The organism is Gluconacetobacter liquefaciens (genome assembly GCF_003350405.1).
GTDB lineage: Bacteria > Pseudomonadota > Alphaproteobacteria > Acetobacterales > Acetobacteraceae > Gluconacetobacter > Gluconacetobacter liquefaciens.
The window spans coordinates 1-20,400 of record NZ_QQAW01000009.1; the positions used below are offsets into that span (position 1 = coordinate 1).

The 20,400-nt window shown below is 54.5% G+C and carries 17 protein-coding genes and 1 tRNA gene; 11 read left to right on the forward strand and 7 right to left on the reverse strand.

Annotated features, from left to right (window positions below; all coding sequences use genetic code 11):
- Nucleotides 1-89 precede the first annotated feature (89 nt).
- Nucleotides 90-734: a hypothetical protein gene (locus C7453_RS14305; protein WP_114728229.1), complete on the reverse strand. Its 645-nt coding sequence runs from the start codon at nt 732-734 to the stop codon at nt 90-92.
- 302 nt (nt 735-1,036) lie between these two features.
- Between C7453_RS14305 and C7453_RS14310 the strand changes: the two genes are divergently transcribed.
- Both C7453_RS14310 and C7453_RS14315 read left to right on the forward strand, forming a co-directional pair.
- The gene (locus tag C7453_RS14310; RefSeq protein WP_170143237.1) at nt 1,037-1,990 is read left to right on the forward strand and encodes an NAD-dependent epimerase/dehydratase family protein; all 954 of its coding nucleotides are present in this window, start codon (nt 1,037-1,039) and stop codon (nt 1,988-1,990) included.
- A complete protein-coding gene (locus C7453_RS14315; RefSeq protein ID WP_114728231.1) occupies nt 1,990-2,964 on the forward strand; it encodes a glycosyltransferase family 2 protein in 975 nt (324 codons plus the stop codon). The genes C7453_RS14310 and C7453_RS14315 overlap by 1 nt, the downstream gene beginning before the upstream one ends.
- 191 nt (nt 2,965-3,155) lie before the next feature.
- On the opposite strand, the gene C7453_RS14320 is transcribed toward C7453_RS14315, so the two are convergent.
- The 4 genes from C7453_RS14320 to C7453_RS14335 form a co-directional block, all read right to left on the reverse strand.
- A complete protein-coding gene (locus C7453_RS14320) occupies nt 3,156-4,202 on the reverse strand; it encodes an acyltransferase family protein (protein WP_114728232.1) in 1,047 nt (348 codons plus the stop codon).
- A 369-nt stretch (nt 4,203-4,571) separates the two neighbouring features.
- Nucleotides 4,572-5,159 carry a phosphatase PAP2 family protein gene (locus tag C7453_RS14325; RefSeq protein WP_114728233.1) on the reverse strand — a complete coding sequence of 196 codons (588 nt, stop codon included), beginning with the start codon at nt 5,157-5,159 and terminating at the stop codon, nt 4,572-4,574.
- Nucleotides 5,156-5,827, reverse strand: a complete 672-nt coding sequence (locus tag C7453_RS14330; protein ID WP_141288856.1) for a P-loop NTPase family protein — start codon at nt 5,825-5,827, stop codon at nt 5,156-5,158. The genes C7453_RS14325 and C7453_RS14330 overlap by 4 nt, the downstream gene beginning before the upstream one ends.
- Before the next feature lie 6 nt (nt 5,828-5,833).
- A complete protein-coding gene (locus tag C7453_RS14335) occupies nt 5,834-7,303 on the reverse strand; it encodes a GumC family protein (protein ID WP_114728235.1) in 1,470 nt (489 codons plus the stop codon).
- Between the two features lie 173 nt (nt 7,304-7,476).
- Between C7453_RS14335 and C7453_RS14340 the strand changes: the two genes are divergently transcribed.
- The gene (locus C7453_RS14340) at nt 7,477-8,190 is read left to right on the forward strand and encodes a polysaccharide biosynthesis/export family protein (protein WP_114728236.1); all 714 of its coding nucleotides are present in this window, start codon (nt 7,477-7,479) and stop codon (nt 8,188-8,190) included.
- A gap of 83 nt (nt 8,191-8,273) precedes the next feature.
- Nucleotides 8,274-9,206: a glycosyltransferase family 32 protein gene (locus C7453_RS14345; RefSeq protein WP_114728237.1), complete on the forward strand. Its 933-nt coding sequence runs from the start codon at nt 8,274-8,276 to the stop codon at nt 9,204-9,206.
- Nucleotides 9,207-9,345: 139 nt separating this feature from the next.
- Here C7453_RS14345 and C7453_RS14350 read toward each other — a convergent pair whose 3' ends face one another.
- Nucleotides 9,346-10,581, reverse strand: a complete 1,236-nt coding sequence (locus tag C7453_RS14350; protein ID WP_141288860.1) for a lipopolysaccharide biosynthesis protein — start codon at nt 10,579-10,581, stop codon at nt 9,346-9,348.
- Nucleotides 10,582-11,385: 804 nt separating this feature from the next.
- Here C7453_RS14350 and C7453_RS14355 point away from each other — a divergent pair.
- From C7453_RS14355 to C7453_RS14365, 3 genes are all read left to right on the forward strand, one after another.
- Nucleotides 11,386-12,519 (forward strand): acyltransferase family protein, encoded by a 1,134-nt coding sequence (locus tag C7453_RS14355; protein ID WP_114728239.1) that lies wholly within the window; start codon nt 11,386-11,388, stop codon nt 12,517-12,519.
- 280 nt (nt 12,520-12,799) lie between these two features.
- Nucleotides 12,800-13,456 (forward strand): WecB/TagA/CpsF family glycosyltransferase, encoded by a 657-nt coding sequence (locus C7453_RS14360; protein ID WP_211311078.1) that lies wholly within the window; start codon nt 12,800-12,802, stop codon nt 13,454-13,456.
- A complete protein-coding gene (locus tag C7453_RS14365) occupies nt 13,449-14,543 on the forward strand; it encodes an exopolysaccharide biosynthesis polyprenyl glycosylphosphotransferase (RefSeq protein ID WP_170143238.1) in 1,095 nt (364 codons plus the stop codon). The genes C7453_RS14360 and C7453_RS14365 overlap by 8 nt, the downstream gene beginning before the upstream one ends.
- Nucleotides 14,544-14,627: 84 nt before the next feature.
- On the opposite strand, the gene C7453_RS14370 is transcribed toward C7453_RS14365, so the two are convergent.
- Nucleotides 14,628-14,701, reverse strand: a tRNA-Cys gene (locus C7453_RS14370).
- 177 nt (nt 14,702-14,878) lie between these two features.
- Here C7453_RS14370 and C7453_RS14375 point away from each other — a divergent pair.
- From C7453_RS14375 to C7453_RS14390, 4 genes are all read left to right on the forward strand, one after another.
- The gene (locus tag C7453_RS14375) at nt 14,879-15,559 is read left to right on the forward strand and encodes a protein-L-isoaspartate O-methyltransferase family protein (RefSeq protein ID WP_114728242.1); all 681 of its coding nucleotides are present in this window, start codon (nt 14,879-14,881) and stop codon (nt 15,557-15,559) included.
- A gap of 78 nt (nt 15,560-15,637) precedes the next feature.
- Nucleotides 15,638-17,071, forward strand: a complete 1,434-nt coding sequence (locus C7453_RS14380; RefSeq protein WP_114728243.1) for a TolC family outer membrane protein — start codon at nt 15,638-15,640, stop codon at nt 17,069-17,071.
- 43 nt (nt 17,072-17,114) lie between these two features.
- Nucleotides 17,115-17,528 (forward strand): hypothetical protein, encoded by a 414-nt coding sequence (locus C7453_RS14385; RefSeq protein ID WP_141288863.1) that lies wholly within the window; start codon nt 17,115-17,117, stop codon nt 17,526-17,528.
- Between the two features lie 137 nt (nt 17,529-17,665).
- Nucleotides 17,666-20,362 (forward strand): valine--tRNA ligase, encoded by a 2,697-nt coding sequence (locus C7453_RS14390; RefSeq protein ID WP_114728245.1) that lies wholly within the window; start codon nt 17,666-17,668, stop codon nt 20,360-20,362.
- Nucleotides 20,363-20,400 lie beyond the last annotated feature (38 nt).

The window sequence follows — 20,400 nt, forward strand, 5'->3', positions numbered from 1 at the left end:
GGGCAGAAATTACCCTCATATAGGTAAACCTGCCCAAGTCGGCATACGCCGCCTCAGGGTTTCAGACCGTTCTATGACTTTTCAAACAGTCACTTAGAGCGACTTGCGAGAAGAAGCGCCAGCAGAAGGGTGTTTCCCCCTAGTGTCAACCAACGCTCCCGGCGGCTGAGGTCGCAAAAGAGCAGCGTTCCCCCTGCCAGAAGGCCATACATCATGATCAGTCCGGTCAGGTTTTTCTGGGGCTGCAAGCCGGCCAGTCCTTCGTCGGTCATGGCAAACCCGGGCATGATTATCCACGTCACGACGTCGGCGCACGCAGTGATTACACAGCTCAGAAAAATGAAACGAATCAGAAGTAGCCTGTCACGTATGGAGCAAGTCAATGTTGCCACAAGGATAATCTGCACCCATGCAAGCAGGACCCGGCGTTTCGAAGCGTCTGGATCGAGTGCCCAGAATGTGCTGAACGAAAAATAGATAAACAAGGCGATAAGGGGCCAGGCCGCCTTGAGCGTGTCCTGGAGTTTGGGCCATCGGACCCTGATTAGGGGAAAGGCCCCGGCCAGAAGAGCCAGCCAGATGAAACGATTGATGGGATTGACGGAATCCGTATCGCTGACCGTCAGGGCGTCGCGATGAAAATTGGGCGTGCCTATCGCCGAATACAGTAGCGTGAGCAGGAGAACCCAAGCAGAGAGGCGATAGACCCAGCTTGGTTCCTTGTATGTTTCCATGCGTATTCCTGCTACTGCAACAGCACAGGAGGGAAGACACTCCTGCGCCGTGCTTCTTTATCTCGTCGCCCTCGTCAAGTCATGAACGTCCTGAGCCTCATGGAACGTCAGACTGTCGTTAATCAGGCCGATCTGCATGATCTATCCATTCCGCACCGTTTTTCCCAGACCTGTCTGCACGTATGCCCGGCCGATCAACACATGTTATGCTAGCAGGCGGCGCCTCTCTGGAATTGCAGCTTCTCTCTGAATTTCTATAGCTGCCATCACATGACGGTAGAAGTGCCCAGGAGGCTATTTTCGTGAAAGTACTCGTAACGGGAAGCAATGGCTTTCTTGGAAAAGCCGTTGTGAAGTTTTTGACTGGCCGGCTAGACATGCAGGTTCTGGCCACTGCGCGCCAGACAAATGATAGCACAGTAAGACTGGATGTTACAGAGGATGCGGCGATGCAGGCCCGTATTCTGTACGATGTCGGCAGCGTGGTGCACTGCGCTGTGGGCGGTGCGGACGTGGTGATAGCTGGCACGCGGAAGCTGCTTGAAGCCTGCTGCATTGCGGGTGTCAGGCGTGTCGTGCTGATCAGTTCGGTTTCAGTTTATGGTGGGGCCGATGGGAGCGTTTCGGAAGCGACGCCTCGTATCAAGGGGACGTGGTCGAACTATGCCTCCTGGAAAGCCATGGCAGAGGAGGTGGCTGAAGGTTTTCCCGCGCTGGAAATCGTTATCTTGCGACCGACCATTATTTATGGTCCCAACAGCCCTCTCTGGGTAACGGATCTGGAGCGCCGCATTCGTAGCGGATACTGGGGCAATTTCGGTAGCGCGGCTGCTGGATCGTGTAATCTCGTGCATGTGGATGACGTTGCATCCGCGGTCGAGGCTGCCCTTGTCGTTCGCGCGGCGGCGGGACATGTTTTCAACATCAATGGTCCGGATTGCATCAGTTGGAACGACTGGTTCCAGAGAGTGGCGAACCTGATCGGATATGGACCGTTGCGGCATATCACGCTGCCTGTTCTCTATGGACGTGTTTTGGTCGCGCTTCCTTTCAAGTTGATCAGGAAGCTATTGAGAACGGACAGGTTTGCCTGGGTCCGTGGTGCCCCTGCAATCAGTGAACTTGCCCTGTTCAAGCGGACGGTCTTTTATCGGACAGACAAGGCGAAAGAGATTATGAACTGGTCCGCGCGGATAACGCTGGAAGATGGTCTTGCGACCATCGGGCAATCCAAGGCAAAGGTGGCGCGTACGTGATGAAAACGCCGCTTATTTCTATTGTCATCTGCACCTTCAATCGTCCCGAATCTCTGACGCGGCTGATTGATATGTGCATCGACCATGCGAGCCCGAAGGGTTTGGGCTTTGAAATCGTGATCGCCGACAATAGCCCCTCCGGTTATGGAAATGACATCGTGAAGCGCTATGAAGGACAGCTTGTGCCTGTCCGATATGTTAGCGCACAGCCGGCCAATATTTCGATTGCGCGCAATCGGGGAATAGCGACGGCAAAGGCTGATATTATTGCGTTTCTGGATGATGATGTTACGATCGAAGCTGGTTGGCTGGATCAGATGTATGCTACGCTGGAAGCCAGCGGCGCTGATTGCGCGCTCTCTGCCGTATCTGTTCGCCCGGCTGAGAAACCACCTGTCTGGGACGAAGAATGCCGGCAGTTCGTACGGTCTTGGCCAATGCCGGACGGTACACTCATTCCGCTTGGGCTGGGCGGCGGGGCCCCGGTGACCGTGTCCACGAATGCTTCGATATGGAAGCGGCAGAGATGCTTCAGAGGCGCGGCGCCCTTTGATCCGACATTCGGGAAGTCGGGTGGCGAAGATCTGGACCTCTTTCTTCGACTTCGAAGAGAGGGTCTGCGCATTGCTTGGTGTGGGTCAGCCGTCGTTTTTGAATGGGTCCCCGCCAATCGCATGCGCTTTCGCTATCTATTTCTGCGTGCATTTAGCGGCGGGCAGGTTTTTGCCGCCGCTGTGATTCATAACACCGATCATGCGGGGGGGGCGGCATTACGACTCATGCTGCGCGGCCTGATGCAATGCGTCGGCGGATCCTTATTGTTGCTGTTTCATGTTGTGCCCTATGTCATGCGCGGTACACGCCTGACGCCGGCCTTGGCCGCGTTGCTGCTTAAAATGGCTGGGGCAGTGGGAAAATGCTTCTGGTTTTACAAAATTCCGCTCTACCCGATCGAAGCTGCCAGCCAGCGCTGAAACTGCCTGCTGCATGTCATCCGTATGGAGCCATGAAAGGGCAGAACACAGAGCGTGACAGTGAGGGCGAACAATATGTTGGAGGCCTTTTGAAAACCGTCCTGACGAGCGAGAGCAGGGGAGGAGCACGCTCGGCGAGAATTTTTGAACGCATGAAAGGCGCGTCGGATCGCCGGGAATGTGTGTTTGCTTCAGAACTTCTGCCGTATTCTCCGGAGCGGTTTTTCGACAAAGTAGAAAATGAGTGCGGCCCATACCGAAGATAGAAACAAAACGAGCAATGCAAAAATGACCTTATGTGATGGAGCTAAGTTGTGTGATTCGAGTGCAAGGATAATGACATAATGAATGAGATATATATTGTAAGACCATACACCTATCATGCGTGATATCATCCAGTTGAGTGGACGGAAGATCGCCAGATCCGGCATCGTTACCGAAAAATGAAACAAAGGGAGAAGAGCTAACCCTTGGATTGTGTATCTCCATGTTGATCTAAAAGTGTAGTCTTGGAAAATAAAAGTAAAAATTAAAACAAAAATTGAACTAAGTATTATAAAATAGATAGATATTGGTTCTATATTTTCCTCCACTGTATATTTTTTTTGAAAAATCGCGAGAAGGCATCCAAATATCAAACTATCGAACCGCGTATCCGTCAGTGTGTAAATAGCCCATTCTGTATCATGCAGAAAAAATAATCTAATATATCTCCACATGGGCAGAAGGGCGGCCAATCCTGCAATCTGTATAATACTGATTCGATTTTTCATAAATAAAATAAAGATGGTCGGCCAAATTAGGTAAAAATGTTCTTCTACCGATAAAGACCACAAGACGCCAAGACCATCTATAGGATGGGCATTTCCGTATATCGAGAAATAGTTGAAGAAGAAAAAAAGTTGACTGCACAAGGTTAATGGATCGATGGCGCCTTGCGCAGCGCCGAATAGAACGAGAATGATCGCTGCGGACATGCTCAAAAGCAAAGAAGGAGTCAACCGGAAGGCTCTGTGGATATAGAAATTTCTTAGCGAAATAGTTCCGTTCTTCTCATGTTCCCTGAACATGCGCGTGGTTATGATGAATCCTGACAGGAAAAAGAAAATCGTAACGCCAAAACCGCCGGGTATGAGTTTGGACACCCCTGCGTGGCTGAATAAGACGATGATGACGGAAATGGCTCTTATTCCGTCCAGTGATGGAATGTAAGAAAATTTCGTTGGGTTTCCTAGCATGAATGCACGCTGTGTCCGTCATGATGGTGCGGAAGGCTCGATTCTCGACAGGACGTCATGGTGATCGGGCTGCGATGGCGTGCACTCTAATGGCGCAACTATGGCGCAGCCTGAGCAACTCTTCTAGGGGGAAGTACAGGAGGCAGGGAAACAGGGTGACGCTTTCATGGGGTGATAGAGGGGGCGGGAAGTCGTCATCCCGAGAGATGCTCCTTTGGCTGCCGCGCAAGGATCGCTTTCCGGATGGCCGTCGCCTGGACAGGCTCGCCTCGCAGTTAAACAGGCAATGGCGCATTATGCCACCCGGCCTCATCCAGCGTTTCTGTTTGGGGCCGCGGGCAGGGGATCAGCCGACAATGTGCAGCGATCTTATAAATCCGGTGACCATGCGGAAAACTGGGATTGAAGAAACGTTTCAGTATGAGAATGCTCGCCGTAAAAAGACACAATGATGATCAACATGATCGCAAGTGTTGGAATGATCAATCGGGAGGGCATGGGAATGAGCACGCGGCTGGATGCCAAGGCGACGGAAACGCCGAGGGCACCGCCTAATGCGACTTCGGCAGGTGTGTGTATATGGAGTATGAGGCGCGTATAGGACAATGTACAGGCAACCAGGACCGGAACCGGCAAGTAGGCAAGTAGGTTCATCCTCTTGCGAAAAAGCAGAAAATTCAGGAGACTGCCATAAATCGCGCTGCCGGCCGAAACATGGCCACTGACGCTGAGTGCCCGAGCGGAGTTGTCAAAAAGATACGCCCATTCCAGGCCCATGAGCTTGGCCAACATCAATATGGCAAGCGCTGTGCCTGACAGCGCTCCCCAGATGATGGCACCACGCATCCATCCGAAGGCTGCAAATAGAACAATAGACACGGCGAAAATCGGAAGCAGGACGGCCCCGTCCCCGAAATCGGTAATGGCGTGCTCTACGCTTGTTGAATAAAAAATCATATCGGAAGATTATAAAGAATATCTGGGATATGAGAGCGGCGCTTATTTAATATCGCGCCGATTATGTTGCCTCGCGACTCCTGTATTCTGTGGATAAGGTCTTTTGCGTCGCTCTTATTCGTTTCTTCTGCGCCGATTATAATAATGGAGGCGTCAACGTGCGAAGAGAGTGCCACCCCAAGATATGATTTTCTAAGAGGCGGTGCGTCGATCAGGATCAGTTCGAAATAGGGTCGCCAAGCCTGAAGCAGTTCGATCCAGTCAGCAGGATGCTTCTGCTGGTCCGCTATGGCTGCAGCAAAAGTCAGCGTCGAATCTCTGACCATGCGGAGTCTCACCCAGTCTGCTGAGGGCAGTTCGGCGCCGGGGGGGAGCAGGGCGGAAGGCGACAGCTGATATTTCCGTGCCAGATCGTCGTCAGTGGCGATGGCGGATTCGTCGAGCGATATGAGAAGTGTCGGAATTCCCATCTCACCGCCAGCGACGGTTGCGAATTCACGTGCAATGCTGCTGGTGCCGATCCCGGCTTGGGTAGCGATAAACTGTAGAATTGTTGCGTGATTTTTTTTGCGCGGCACCATATAAAGAAGCCGCTTTATTTCATTTGCCGAAACCAGATACGCATGAAGGCCGTTTGTCTTGTCGGCCGCGGTAGGTATGTCGCTCACTATGCGTTACTTCTTATATACGGGAATAGATAGCAGAACGGGTAAGTGAAGGCCATGTTCGACGTCGCGAACAGTGACGAATATTTTCTGGGTAGAAACGAGAAAGGCCAAGGTACCGACAGCAGCGATCATGCCAAGCAGCAGGCCGGTCGCCAGGATCGGCAACCGCAGCGTTGAGCCGTGCATGGACGCATTCGGGGGGTGGACGACACGGATATTGGCGCTTGCCAATTGAGCCAAGGACGAGCCTATCGTCGAAGCCTCGACGTTGTTTTCGAGCGTCCGGTAGCTTTCGGTCAACGAATCTCGGGTCGTTTGCAAATTTCGATATTGACCCGACAGATTGGTGAGTTCGACCAGGCGTCTCTGAAGGGCGCTTTTTTCGGCATCGATTGCAACGCGCTTGGCACGGAGACCCGCCATCCGCGACGTCAGCAGAATTCTCTGCTGATTCAGTTCATCGTAGACATTATTGATGCCGCTGCGCTTTACATTCACTTCACGGGGGGCGGCATGCTCGATCTGCTGTTTGATATCGTTGATCTGATGTTGGATATCGACGACTAGGGGAAATGTGTCTTGGTAGCGCTGCCGGGCATCAGCCAACTGGATCTGCAGGCGCGCCAAACGGTCCTGCATCGTCTTGCGAGATTGCCCGACATCTGTTTCGGAATATAGCTCGATTCGTGACGGAGTCGATGACAATGTGCTTTCTAGACTTTTGATCTGGGCATCGAGATTGTCTGTTTCACTGATGATGTTCGTCTGCTCGTCGGACAGTTCGCCGGTACGGCGTAGGATGATGGATGTCTGCTGCGGCAGATCACTGATATTATGGGCCACGCTGAAGGCAACGAGCTTGTCTTCGGCTGCGTTCAGCCGGGCCGCCATCTGAGCCACCAATTTGGCGGGGCCGCTGTCCCGGTTTGCTGTGAAGATCTGGCCGTGATAAATAATATAGTCGTGGATAATGGTATCGAGCGTATCCAGAGCTATCTGACGCTTCTGGTTACGAAGCGACAGTTCCAGAATATTGGACTGCGGGATGGCATCGACACGCAAATCCCGCAGAAGGCGACTGGCCGCCTGCTGTTCCCCCTGTCGGGTCGACGGGAGATCCGGATAAAGGCGCCGGACCCCCACGTCCTGGATTACCTGTTCAGCCAGTGCTGGACTTTGGAGAATTTCCAATTCGCCCTGAATGATCTGATTGCGATCCATAGCGACGTCGCCGCCAGTTTCCTGCCCGAGCGGATGGAAGACATATTCCCCGCCATAAAGGATCAGCAGTCGCGCCTGGGCCGTGTAGATCCGGTGCGCGGTGACGGTGGCCATGATGCTGAGCACGACCGGAATCAATGCGGCAATCAGAATGCTTCTTTTATAATAAAAAACTGCTGCCAAGATATCGCGCAACGAATGTTGCGCATACGACATGGACCTGCTGGTCAGGCGAAGCTGGAAGGGTTCCTTCATGATAAGTTCAGACCGCCAACACTGTCGTCATATACTGCGTGCTACCATGAATGGCGACCAGTGTGAAATGCGAAACTTCGCGCGATACGCTTCGTATCGCATCAGGCTGATTGCTCTGCCCCCCGGAAAGCTTTATTGAGAAAGCAACCTTGGTCTGAAGGAACAAGCTGGCTGTGACATTCTTGCGCAGGTTGTTAGTCACGTTGTTTGCCGTATGCATCACGGGCTGTGTCCAGCATCTTGATCCCCAACCTCATGGCGCACGTAATTTCGTTCCCTGGACGAATGAGCCTGTTCCTTACCGGCTTTCTCCGGGGGACACGCTGGCAATTCAATATACTCTTAACCCAGAGTTGAACGAAAATGAACTGTCAATCGCGCCCGACGGCACGATCACGGCTCCGCTGTTGGGAACGATCATGGCGGCTGGGCTGTCTGTTGCGACGCTGAAGAGCAACATGCAGCAAAGATACGTTGCTTACCTGCGGCAGCCCGAGTTCGACATAGTCGTGCGTAGTTACGTGGGTGCGCAGATATACGTGGGGGGCGAGGTCAAAACACAGGGGGTCTATCCGCTCAAGGGTGTCATGGATGCCATGCAGGCGGTTGTTACTGCAGGTGGTCCCATCGATTCGGCCAAATTGTCTCAGGCCGTCCTGATCCGCCACCGCGCCGACGGGCGCCCAATGATGCGGACAATCGATCTGCGACATTACATGAACACGGCCGATATGAGTGATCACGTCATGCTTCAACCTGGTGATCTGGTCTTTGTACCCAAAACTGCAATTGCGTCATTCGACATCTTCATCGACCAGTATTTGGACAAGGCCATACCGTTTAATAAGACATTGAATTACAATATGGGGTCGAGCGTTTTCTATTAATTTGGTTTTTTTCATCGCTCCCTCGAAGAAGGGGGCGTTTATGGTAATGGTTGGTGTCGGAAGTGTTGGACTGGGAATGGATAATGATCCGATTTCGAAAAAAAATTAAAAATATTAAAGATTTATTGGCGTATTTATTGTTTTATTATTCGTCTTCATTTGAGGTTGCGCCTGAGGCTGGCCCAGTTAATGAGATATCTTTTTTAAATTCAGGGGAGGAAGGGATTTTTCTTCCTAAAATTATATGGATGTATTGGGATAATCCAGATTATCCCAAATATATAGATAATTTAATAGAAAAACTAAGCGAATTGAATCCGGATTACGATATTCGCCTGCTGAATTGTCGTACTGTATCTCATTATATAGATGACTATATGGTGAACCATGAAGGACTTTCGGCAACGACGAAGTCCGATTTGATCCGGTTGGAATTGATACTGCGTTATGGTGGTATATGGCTTGATGCAACCACTCTAGTATTTGAAGATTTTTCCTGGATTTACGAAAAATTTTTAAGTGGGCGGTATAATTTTGTCGGATTTTATTATGAAAACTGGACGAAAATCGAGCATTTCCCAGTTCTTGAAAACTGGCTGATCGCATCTCCGCCGGATGATCCGCTGATTCGAGCCTGGAGAGACGAGTTCAAGAACGTCACTCAGGGTGTCGATACATATCTTTCAAGTTTGAAAAATAGATCTGATTATGGAGAGATCCTTCAGGGGGTCGAAGACCCAAAATATCTTCTTGCGTATCTCGCAGCGCAGGTGGCTATGCGGCAACTTCCGTCCTTCTCCGTTCATCTGCGAGCAGCCATGCAGTCTGCATTTTTATATCACGAATTGTCTCAATGGGTTCCCTACAAGATTGCCCTGAAACTTTGTGCGAATAAGATGCCGCATAGACCGCCCGCCCTTATCAAAATAACGCATGCGGAAAGATATCTTATTAATGTGATATGGAAATTTAACTTATTTAGCAAAAAGAGCTATTTGTCGTTGTTAAAAAAATAATCATGAAATGTATATTATACTATCGTGACATGATTTGGAACGGCTAACTGGTGAAATGAGCGTCTACGGCGCAAGCGTTATTGCTCCTGCGTGTATTGTTGAGCATTTTATATTTGGGATGAGAATTGTAAAGGCCGCGCTATTTCTTCGAAACAACGTGCGAGCCGACTAGAATGCGTCGAATTATGTATATCATGCAAAGGCATTGAACTGTCTGGCCGGCGAGGGTTCCGACAATGACCATAGCCGAATGGGAGTTCATTGCGATGACGACCATACTTGAGCATGTTGTCAGGGCTGCAGCCAGATCGGTCAGCGCGAGGACGCGATATCGCTTCATGGACAGAAGTGTGATGGTTCCGACGGTAGACAGGCCGCCGAGGATAACATTTGCGCCCCAAAGAAGGATTAGAGAACCGCTCTGTTGATAATTCCCTTTGTACAACAGTTGAGAGAGTTCGGGCCAACTTAGCGCCACGCTGCCCGTCCAGAGGATGCTGCCGACCAGCGGTAACAGCACGCCTGTGGCAAGTGTCTTCATGAAAGGGTGTCGATCGTGATGGGCCCACATTCTGGAAAGTTGCGGCAGGCTAATGGATGACCATGCTGCGTTGAGCATCCAGGCCGGCCTGATGACGACCTGTGTTGCTGTCAGTTCTGCGAGAGCGAGTGGACCATAGCGCCAGGCACCGACAAAGTTGAACATGCGACTGGCCAACTCAGCGGACGCTGCGCCGAGCATGATCCAACCCGAACTATGCAGATAATGGAGATGTGGGCGCATATCGCGCCAGTGCACGAGGGGACGCTGCCCTCTTGTTCCCGTTACCAGCCAGGCGAACGCTGCGATACCATACGAGCCACCGGCCAGGAGCAGCCCAATGTCAGGGGTTGGGGTGTGCCCGGCCAGGGAGCATGTCGAGGCGGCAACGATGAAGATGAGCAGGGAGGTTGCGGTCAGAGCCGTGGCGGAGCCGACTCGGTGGTGGGCGAAGAACAGGGCGCGCGTATATTGATAGACAAGGAACATCGGAACAAAAACAACCGCGCCGACGGCATGGAACTTGCTGTGGTAGTGACCGAGTATCGCCATGACCAAAGCTGTTGTTACAAATGCGGCCAGAGCGAAGAGGATCTGGATCGTCAGTAAAAAACGTTCGGCTGTTGCTCTTTCCTTCCCTTCGACCGCATTCAGTCCCGCAAGGTGGCAGGTGATCAGCGTGGATTGAGCGGTGCCGGTGATCCAGGCTACCGCAAGCCATAAGGCATAAACACCATAGGAGTTTGGCAGTCCCTCACGTGCCATCCATAGATTGACGATGAAAGTCAGCAAGGCGCCGAGCGCCTGATCAGACAGGGAAATCAGAAAACGCATTGGCAGAAAAGACTCATGGCGTAACAGGGGCACGCGGGACATGCTAAAACAGATATAGCCCTCTGGCATCCTTTGATGAAGCGCCAAAACAAGGATTGGACGGGCAATGGATCGCGGCTACACTGAAGCGCCGGCCGTCGGTTGAATGTATTTGAACGCGAATGATCGCGTTTGCGTCTGACCTGTCTGTTGTGCGCTTTTCCTGCTTTAAGGCTCGATCTGATGAAGCACCCATAATGTCATTATCAAGGAACATTTCACGGGGGGGCTGGAGGAGAGTCGTATGGCGTGAAGGAACGGGAGGCTGGCGTGGACGGTGGCTGAGTGGCCATCGGTTTGGCCGCACCGCTCTACTGGTGATCGTGACCATCCTTTTGGCTTTGCCCGCGTCCGAGGGGGCGTGGGCTCAAAGGGAAATCGAGCAGCAAGTCGGTCGGCATGCCTGTAGATGGGTATGGGATTGTACGCGGGGACAGTGCAAACATGTGTCCCAATGTGCTGAACCAAATGGTCTGGTGCCTCCCGAGCCGAAGGAACTTCCTCCGCTTTCGCCAGTGGATTCTGGGCCATTCATGGTTCCCGACACTCTTCCTGCCGGGGGTAGTCATTGTCCTCCCAGAAGAACGTGCGACCAGATGGGGGAATGTGTCTGGGAAGTGAAATGCTGAGAGATTGTCGAAAAAAAAGCACGCTGGTGACGACCCTGCGTGCGTTCCTGTGTTTCGAGGTTTGTGGCCATCGAGGCTGCTTTAAATAGTCCCCTGAAAATTATGTTGATTCAGTTATTTCGTAGAAAAATACCTGATGCTTGGAAGAGTTTGTTCAAAACTCTTGGGCGGCCGTGCAAAGATGAGAGAAAGTATGGTTAGAGCAGATCCTGTCCATCCTCAAACTGTTTCTGTGCTACGGGACGCATCGCCCAAAGGGTACTATGCTTGGGTAGATTATGTTAAAGGTATTGGAATAATTCTTGTGGTTCTGGGACATGTGCTCAGAGGTATAGAAAAAGCCGGGATCGTACAAAAAAACAATGCCCTGACTATCGTTGATAGTATTATATATAGCTTTCACATGCCTCTATTTTTTGTTGTGTCAGGGTTGTTTTTTCATAGTTCTATGGAAAAACGGCATAGCGATGGACTTATCAGGAATAAATTTGATACAATAGTTTATCCTTATATTGTGTGGTCAATAATACAGGGTGGTATAGAAATATTTTTATCACATTATACAAATAGTCATTTTAGACCAATCGAATTGCTTTCCATTCTATGGATGCCTCGGGATCAGTTTTGGTTTCTTTACATTTTAATGATGTGCTTTGTTGTTTTTGTTATAATTGAAGTGACTTTTTCGTCTGTAAATTATTTGTTTTTGACGATAATTCTTTCGTTTTTCTGTGTCTTTCGATATGAGCTTAATGCTCCATTTATTTTTGATCTTTTCCTCGCAAATGCTGTGTATTTTTCTTTTGGTATATTGTGCGGCCAATTTATGGCCCTTTTTGAGGGAGCGTGCCGGAAATATATAATTCTCCTGCTGGTTACCGTTCTTGCTTCGCAGTATATATTTCATTTTGTATATGATTTTAATTACACGAAGATAGGATTTTTCTCTCTCTATTTATCATTGATAACGATTTTATTTATAATAAGCGTGAGTATTAATTTAAAAGATAGGGCGAACATAATAAAATACATAGGAAAGTATTCAATGCCTATCTATCTAATCCATGTTATTGTTGGAAGTGGCATGCGCATCGTAATGCATGGAGCTTTTCATATAAATAACCTATATATCCAGGCGATATCTGGTACGGTTGTAGGTATATTTTTCCCCATTGCGATATACAAGTATGCAAATTCTTTCGGGTTGAGCGCACTATTCATTATGCCCCGCAGTGGAAAGCCCTATCTTGCACCATCTTCGGTCAAATAGGAGTGCGTTCAAGGATGCATTCGAGACGTTCCGTTCGTGCGGGTGCAAAGAGCGGACGTCTTCATGAGGAAACGAATAGGCAAAGCGTGAATTCGGTGTTCCTTTGGGCACCGATCGGCGATACCCTGACCCAAATAATGTAGTGTTCAAAGGTTCGAACAATATGTCGGCGTATATGTCTCGATCGGCTTTTCTGTTGTTTGGTTTGCCTTTTAGCACATTGTCTGCCGGTGAAATTTCGGACCTTATAGCGGAGCATGTCAGAACTCCGGATGCAGGCGTGGGTCTGCTTGTGACGCCGAATATCCAGCATATTGCACTGATGCGGACGAATGATGAATTTCGGCAGGCATGCCGACAGGCGGAAATTCTGACGTGCGATGGCTTCCCGCTTTATTATTACGGCCGTTGCCGTGGTTTGCCGTTGCCGGGTCGGGTGACGGGGCGTGAGATCACCGAGGATTTGATGTCCATGCCCGGGGCATTGAAGAAACATCGTATTTTCGCGGTAGTGGATAGTGAGCGGACGGGAAAGGCAGTTCTTGAATGGGCGCGGGCCCACGGTCTCGATGCGGGGTTTGCCTTTTACGTTCCGCCCTTCGGTTTCGAAAATAATGCGATCGAATCACGACACATGGCGCAACTGATCTGCAGCCACGGGACGACCCTGCTTTTCATGGGGGTCGGGGCGCCACGGAGCGAACTGTTTGTTAGCAGGTATAAGGACTATCTGCCGCCCTGTTGGGCGTTGTGCATCGGGCAATCGCTGATCGTGGCCCTTGGCCTTTTGCCCAAGCCCCCGGCCATCGTTCAGCGTCTTAATCTGGAATGGCTCTGGCGGATCGTGCTGGAGCCTCGGCGCCTGATAAGACGATATGTCTGGGCACTGTATGAATTCTTGATTGCAATGTGCAGGGATCTATTACGTTTTGGCTGATATATCTGATCTTCAGGCGGAAGCGTCATATCTGGCGGCACGCATCTCGGCGTCGAGTGTTAGAAGGACTGCATCGTTTCTGCGTAGTGGCCTGCCGTCACAGCGGAAACGTGTGGTCATTGTCGGGGCCGGCATGGATGCGGAAAAGGTGGCGCGCTGGCTCCGTCAGGCTCCGGATCGATATGAGATTCTGGGGAATTTCGATGACCGGACCAGGGAACTGGAAGAGGCTAAACCCTCGGTGCAGTATCTGGGGAATCTTGATGATTTGCTGGTTTTCTGTCGGCGGACTTTGCCTGACATTATTATCTTGTCCATATTCTCCCTGAGCAGGGAGCGGTTCCTTGATATTTTTCAGAAGATACGGGTGCTTCCCGTCGATATCGAGATCGCATTGAGGAAATCGGGTTCCGACCCCAAGAAGGCATCGTCGGAAGCTGAGTTTTCGATGATTCTTATAGAAAAACAGCCATTGTCCGGGTTTGACTATATTGTAAAATTTCTTGAAGATAAAATAATATCAATTTTACTTCTATTGTTTTTATCTCCTGTTTTTGCTCTCATTGCTATTTTGATTAAATATGACAGTAAAGGGCCAATTTTTTTTGAACAGATGCGTTATGGGTTTAATTCGAATCCCATTCCGGTCCTCAAATTCCGCACGATGTATACCGATTTGTCTGATCCGACAGGTGTGCAGAAGACGGTGCGGGACGATCCACGCGTTACGCGGGTTGGCCGCTATTTGCGGCGCTATTCTTTGGATGAACTCCCCCAATTGTGGAATGTGCTGGCAGGACAGATGTCCATTGTCGGCCCGCGTGCGCATGTCGCGTCCATGCGGGTGGGAGAGGGCATATATGAGGATGTCGTTAAGAACTATTTAATTCGCCACAAATTAAATCCGGGAATTACAGGACTTGCTCAGGTCAGAGGCTGTCGTGGGGAAGTTAAAACATTAAGGGATGCGAGAAGAAGATTGAGTTATGATATTTTTTACATAAACCACTGGTCTTTGTTTTTGGATATGAAAATTATTATGGAAACTATTTATATAGTGCTCTTTAAAAATGACGATACTTATTGATTGAAAATGAAATCAGACCGTTTTTTATCGCCGTGGCTTGCTGTCGGGTATTTCACGAACCGTTGGGGATGAACTTCCAACGGGTGGAGGTCCGGGCGGGAATCGAACCCACATACGCGGATTTGCAGTCCGCTGCATCACCATTCTGCCACCGGACCCGACATGGTGCGTTGGCTATATCCACGCTCTGAGCGCGCTGGTCAAGCCGTTGTGTGCAATGGGCCTGCTAGGCAGATGGCGCCTGGGGACATAAAACGGGCTCAGGCTAGGGAAATGCCCCAGGGAACCACCGATGATGGGGCCCGTGCCGTGGGTTACGTTGCGAAGGGAACGCCATGAACCAGTCCGCGCCTGGAGATGCCATCCTCGATTACGATGCCGCGCGGCAGCGGATGGTGGATGCGCAGATCCGTCCCGTGCAGATCAATGATCCGCGAATCGTCGCCGCCATGCGCGTGCTGCCGCGCGAAGCCTGCGTGCCGGATTCGCTGCGGGCCATCGCGTATGCCGACCAGAGCCTGGAACTGGGCCATGGGCGGGTGCTGACCGAACCGCGGATTGCCGGCCGCATGGTTCAGATCGGCGAGCCCCAAGCCGGGCAGCGCGCGTTGGTGGTGGGGGCCGGGACCGGATACATCGCGGCCCTCCTGGCGCGCCTGGGCCTGAAGGTTGTGGCGCTGGAATCGGATGCGACCCTCAGCGCGATCGGCAAGCGCTTCTGCGCCGCCGAGGCGCCGGATGTGGTCTGGCGGGATGGTGCGCTGGCGGCAGGTGCTTCGGGCGATTCGCCGTTCGACCTGATCCTGATCGACGGTGCGGTGCGTGCGGTGCCGTCGGCCCTGGTAGAGCAGCTTGCACCGCATGGCAGGATTGTCTGTGTGATCTGGCCCGAAGGCGGGGTGGCAACGGCCAGTATCGGGGAAGCCTCGGCAAGCGGGCTGGCGACGCGGCCGGTATTCGACGTTGCGCTGCCCCTTTTGCCTGAGCTGGAGCCGGCGCCTGCCTTCGCGTTCTGATGCCTGAAACCGTTTGATATATTCTTTACCTGGAAATGCGATACCCAACCCCGGATGGCATTTCCGGGGGAGGGGCGAATGAAGCGCGGATGCGGAATCGGGGCAGGTCTGGCGGCCCTGTTATGCAGTTCGGCCGCGTGGGCGCAGCGTTATGACGGCAGCGGTTCGCCCAGTTTCATCCCCCATACATTGCAGGAAGCGCTGGCGGCGGCCTATCTGACCAATCCGACCTTGCAGAAGGAACGCGCGACCCTGCGCGCGACCGATGAACAGGTGCCCACGGCGCTGGCCGGCTGGCGGCCGACCGTGACCAGCAACGCCGGCATGAGCTATTTCTCTGGCGTCAATCGCGTGTCGGCACAGGATGGTTATGCCGGGTATGACCGGAAATATGACGTTCCGGGTTATACCGCTGGGGTCACGATCTCGCAGCCGCTCTACTCTGGTGGGCGGACAACGGCGAGCACCCACAAGGCCGTCAATGCGGTGATGGCCGAGCGGGCGCGGCTGATCGCGACCGAACAGCAGGTCTTCAGCGATGTGGTCAGTGCCTATGTGGGTGTGATCGAAAACGAGCAATTGCTGCAACTCAACATCAATAACGAAAAAGTGTTGCAGGAGCAGCTTCGGGCGACCTCGGAGCGGTTCCGAGTCGGTGAAATTACGCGGACTGATGTTGCCCAGGCCGAAGCGGCCCTGGCCAGCGCCCGTGCTGCCCGGCAGGAGGCCGAGGGCACGTTGCAGACGGCGCAGGCGACCTATGCCCAGGTGATCGGCATGTCGCCGCCGCCCAATCTGGTGCCGCCGCAGCCGCTGGTGCTGCCGGCGCGTTCGCAGAACGAGGCGATCGCACAGGCGGTGCAGAACAATCCGAATGTTATCGGGGCGCTGTTTACCGAGGCGTCGCAGAAGGATGCGGTTGGCGTCGCCATGTCCGCGATCATGCCGAAAATTTCCGCCCAGGCGAGCTATTCACGGGCCATCAACCAGAGCAGCGGCCGCTCTTTGATGGACGACAAATATGCGACGGTGAATATCCAGTTTCCGCTCTATCAGGGCGGGTCGGAATATGCGGCCGTGCGGCAGGCGCGTCAGCAGGTGTCCGAGGCGCATCGCGCGCTGGATATCGAGCGTCGGGCGGCGATGCAGCTTGCCTCGTCGAACTGGCAGCAACTGGTGGCCTATACGGCGGCGATCAAGAGCAACCGGATCGCCATTTCCTCGAACATCGTTGCCCTGGAGGGGGTCGAGCGGCAGGCGATCGTCGGCACCAGTACGACGCTGGAAGTGTTGCAGCAGCAGCAGACGCTGCTTCAGGCCCAGGTGGCGCTGGTGCAGAGCCTGAGCAACCTCGTGACCGCATCCTATGGGGTAGCGGCCGCCATCGGCCGGCTGACGGCGCAGGATTTAAAACTGGACGTGCCGCGCTATGACGAGACCGCTTATTACAAGGCGGTCAAGGACCGGCTATGGGGGATCAGCGATCAGGCGGCGAACCAGCCGGGGCGGTGACGTCATTCCGACGTCTGTCGGGCAATGGTGACCAGGGGGCGACATGGCTTGGACGGTACGCCGAAGCATGGTCTGGCTGGTGCTTATGGTACCGGTGGGTCCTGGAGCGGTTGCCGCCCGACCGGTCCATCGACCGTTCGATCCCAATATCTATGTCGCCATTCCGTCGCGGGCTGTGCCGACGGCGGCGTCCTTTACCGCCACTACGCTGCCGGACGGTGGGGGCGAGCGGGTGGACGTCGTCGGCAAACGGACGGTTTATGAAGCGGCGCCGGTTCCCGATGAGCAGGTCCGCAAGCCGGCCGGAGACGATGATTTCGGTATTCCGCTCGGTCCACTTGGCAAGTTCCGTGTGGGCGGCGGCGAGCCGGACCCGCATCATGATCCGGTGACGGGGACCTATCTGGCGCCTTTCGGCGCGTCGTATGAAAGGTCGAGCCCTCTGATGACCCGCTGAAAGCGTGTCTGGAAGGGTGCGTCGGCGGCGATCCGACGCGCGGCGTTTCTTTCGGGGCGAAGTTCGCTATAAGCGGCGGACCGGCGGGGTGAACCCTGTCCGGGCCATTTTCCTTCATGCTCAGGTCTGGTTTTGCGATGCTGAACAAGTCTTTCTCGCCCGGCGAGATCGAACCCGCCCTCTATGCGGAATGGGAGCGCGAAGGCGCGTTCTCGGCCGTACCGGGCAGCAGCGCGCAGCCTTACACGATCATGATCCCGCCGCCCAACGTGACCGGCACGCTGCATGTGGGCCATGCGCTGACCATGACGTTGCAGGACACGCTGATCCGCTGGCGGCGGATGCAGGGCCGGGACACGCTGTGGCAGCCGGGTACCGACCATGCCGGCATTGCCACCCAGATGGTGGTGGAGCGCACGCTTCAGAAGGAAGGCACCAGCCGGCAGGCGCTGGGGCGGGAAGCCTTCGAGCAGCGCGTGTGGCAGTGGAAGGGTGAATCGGGCGGTGGCATCACGACCCAGCTTCGCCGGCTGGGTGCCTCGCTGGATTGGCCGCGCGAGCGCTTTACCATGGATGAGGGCCTGTCCAAGGCGGTGCTGGAGGTGTTCGTCACCCTGTATCGCGAGGGGCTGATCTACCGTGACCGGCGGCTGGTGAACTGGGACCCGGCGTTTCGCTCGGCGATTTCCGACCTTGAGGTGGATAACCGCGAGGTGCAGGGGAGCCTGTGGTATATCCGCTATCCCGTTGCCGATGACGCGGAAGGGCGGACCATCACGGTTGCGACCACGCGGCCGGAGACGCTGCTGGGCGACATGGCGGTGGCGGTGCATCCCGAGGACGAACGCTATGCCGGTCTGGTGGGGCGTTCCGTGGTGCTGCCGCTGACCGGACGGCGGATTCCCATCGTGGCCGACAGTTATTCCGACCCCGAGAAGGGAAGCGGTGCGGTCAAGATTACGCCTGCGCATGATTTCAACGATTTCGAGGTCGGGCGGCGGCACAAGCTGGCGATGCCCAGCGTGCTGGACGAGGACGCGCGCGTGACGCTGGCGGAAATCGCCGACGACCTGCATGCGGTGGAAGGGCTGGCCGATCCGGCCTTTACGCGCGGGCTGGAAGGGCTGGGGCGCGACGAGGCCCGCAAGGCCGTGGTTGCCGAACTGGAGCGTCTGGGCTGGCTGGAAAAGATCGAGCCGCATCGTAACCAGGTGCCGCATGCCGAGCGCAGCGGCGCGGTGGTGGAGCCGCGCCTGACCACGCAATGGTATTGCGATGCCGCGACGCTGGCCGGACCCGCTATTGCGGCGGTGGAGACCGGGCAGGTGCGGTTTGTGCCGCAGCAGTGGGAGAACACCTTCTTCGCCTGGATGCGCGATATCCAGCCCTGGTGCATCAGCCGCCAGTTGTGGTGGGGGCATCGTATTCCGGCCTGGTACGGCCCGGACGGGCATGTGTTCGTGGCGCATGACGAGGCACAGGCCTTGGATCAGGCGCGGGCGCATTATGGGCGGGACGAAGTGCTGACGCGCGACGAGGACGTGCTGGACACCTGGTTCTCGTCCGCGCTGTGGCCGTTTTCCACGTTGGGCTGGCCGGAGAAGACGGCGGATCTGGCGCGCTATTACCCGACCGACGTGCTGGTGACGGGGTTCGATATCATCTTCTTCTGGGTGGCCCGGATGACGATGATGGGCCTGCATTTCATGAAGGACGTGCCGTTCCGCACCGTCTTCATCCATGGGCTGGTGCGTGACGAGCGCGGCCAGAAGATGTCCAAGAGCAAAGGCAACGGCATCGATCCGCTGGATATGGTCGATCAGTATGGCGCCGACGCCCTGCGCTTTACCGTCTGTGCGCTGACCGGGTTGGGTCGCGATGTGAAGCTGGGGCAGAAGCGGATCGAGGAATACCGGTCGTTCGTGACCAAGATCTGGAATGCCGCACGCTTCTGCGAAATGAACGGCGTGGCGCCGGTTGCAGGTTTCCGGCCCGAGAGCGTGACTTCGCCGCTGGGACGCTGGCTGCTGGACGAAGCTGCCCGCGCGGTGGCCGATGCCGATGCGGCGTTGGAAGCCTATCGGTTCGATGAATATGCCGCCGTCTGCTACCGGTTCGTCTGGAACTGTTTCTGTGACTGGTTCCTGGAATTCGCCAAGCCAATCTTCAATGGTGCGGACGAAGCTCTGGCCGCCGAAATTCGGGCGGTCGCGGTGCATGTGCTGGGGCTGATCCTGCGCCTGTTGCAGCCGGTGATGCCGTTCGTGACCGACGAGTTGTGGGTGCAGTTCGGTTTCGGGGGGCGTGGCAGCCTGATGACGGCGGCCTGGCCGGTGCCGGAACGCCCGGCGGATGCGGCCGAGGCCGTGGCGGAACTGGATTGGGTCGTGCGCTTCATCTCCGCGATCCGGACCGTGCGGGCGGAAATGAATGTGCCGCCGTCGCGTCTGGCGCCGGTGCTGCTGCGTGATGCCGATGACCGGACCATTGCGCGGGCGGCGCGCTGGGCGGAGGCGATCGGCCGTATGGCGCGGGTGTCGGAGGTCGAGCCGCTGACCGGCGAGATGCCGCGCGGGGCCGCCCAGCTTGTGGTGGACGAGGCGACGCTGGTGCTTCCGCTGGCGGGCATCATTGATCTGGACCAGGAGCGGCAGCGGCTGGAGAAGGAGCGCGGCCGGCTGGATGGCGAGATCGTGAAGGTCGAGCGCAAGCTGGGGAATGCGGATTTCGTTGCCCGCGCCAAGCCTGAGGTGGTCGAGGAAAATCGCGAGCGTCTGGCGCAGTTCCAGAGCGAGCGGGCAAGGGTGGAGGCGGCGCTGGGGTATCTGGCCTGACGCCTCGTCACGTTCCCTTCGTCACGATCGCTTCTCTT

Bases quoted from the DNA above. Each gene is read 5' to 3' on its own strand.
- C7453_RS14305 (WP_114728229.1), bottom strand. From the start codon at position 734: ATGGAAACATACAAGGAACCAAGCTGGGTCTATCGCCTCTCTGCTTGG.
- C7453_RS14315 (WP_114728231.1), top strand. From the start codon at position 1,990: ATGAAAACGCCGCTTATTTCTATTGTCATCTGCACCTTCAATCGTCCC.
- C7453_RS14320 (WP_114728232.1), bottom strand. From the start codon at position 4,202: ATGCTAGGAAACCCAACGAAATTTTCTTACATTCCATCACTGGACGGA.
- C7453_RS14325 (WP_114728233.1), bottom strand. From the start codon at position 5,159: ATGATTTTTTATTCAACAAGCGTAGAGCACGCCATTACCGATTTCGGG.
- C7453_RS14335 (WP_114728235.1), bottom strand. From the start codon at position 7,303: ATGAAGGAACCCTTCCAGCTTCGCCTGACCAGCAGGTCCATGTCGTAT.
- C7453_RS14345 (WP_114728237.1), top strand. From the start codon at position 8,274: ATGATCCGATTTCGAAAAAAAATTAAAAATATTAAAGATTTATTGGCG.
- C7453_RS14350 (WP_141288860.1), bottom strand. From the start codon at position 10,581: ATGCGTTTTCTGATTTCCCTGTCTGATCAGGCGCTCGGCGCCTTGCTG.
- C7453_RS14355 (WP_114728239.1), top strand. From the start codon at position 11,386: ATGCTTGGAAGAGTTTGTTCAAAACTCTTGGGCGGCCGTGCAAAGATG.
- C7453_RS14375 (WP_114728242.1), top strand. From the start codon at position 14,879: ATGAACCAGTCCGCGCCTGGAGATGCCATCCTCGATTACGATGCCGCG.
- C7453_RS14380 (WP_114728243.1), top strand. From the start codon at position 15,638: ATGAAGCGCGGATGCGGAATCGGGGCAGGTCTGGCGGCCCTGTTATGC.
- C7453_RS14385 (WP_141288863.1), top strand. From the start codon at position 17,115: ATGGCTTGGACGGTACGCCGAAGCATGGTCTGGCTGGTGCTTATGGTA.
- C7453_RS14390 (WP_114728245.1), top strand. From the start codon at position 17,666: ATGCTGAACAAGTCTTTCTCGCCCGGCGAGATCGAACCCGCCCTCTAT.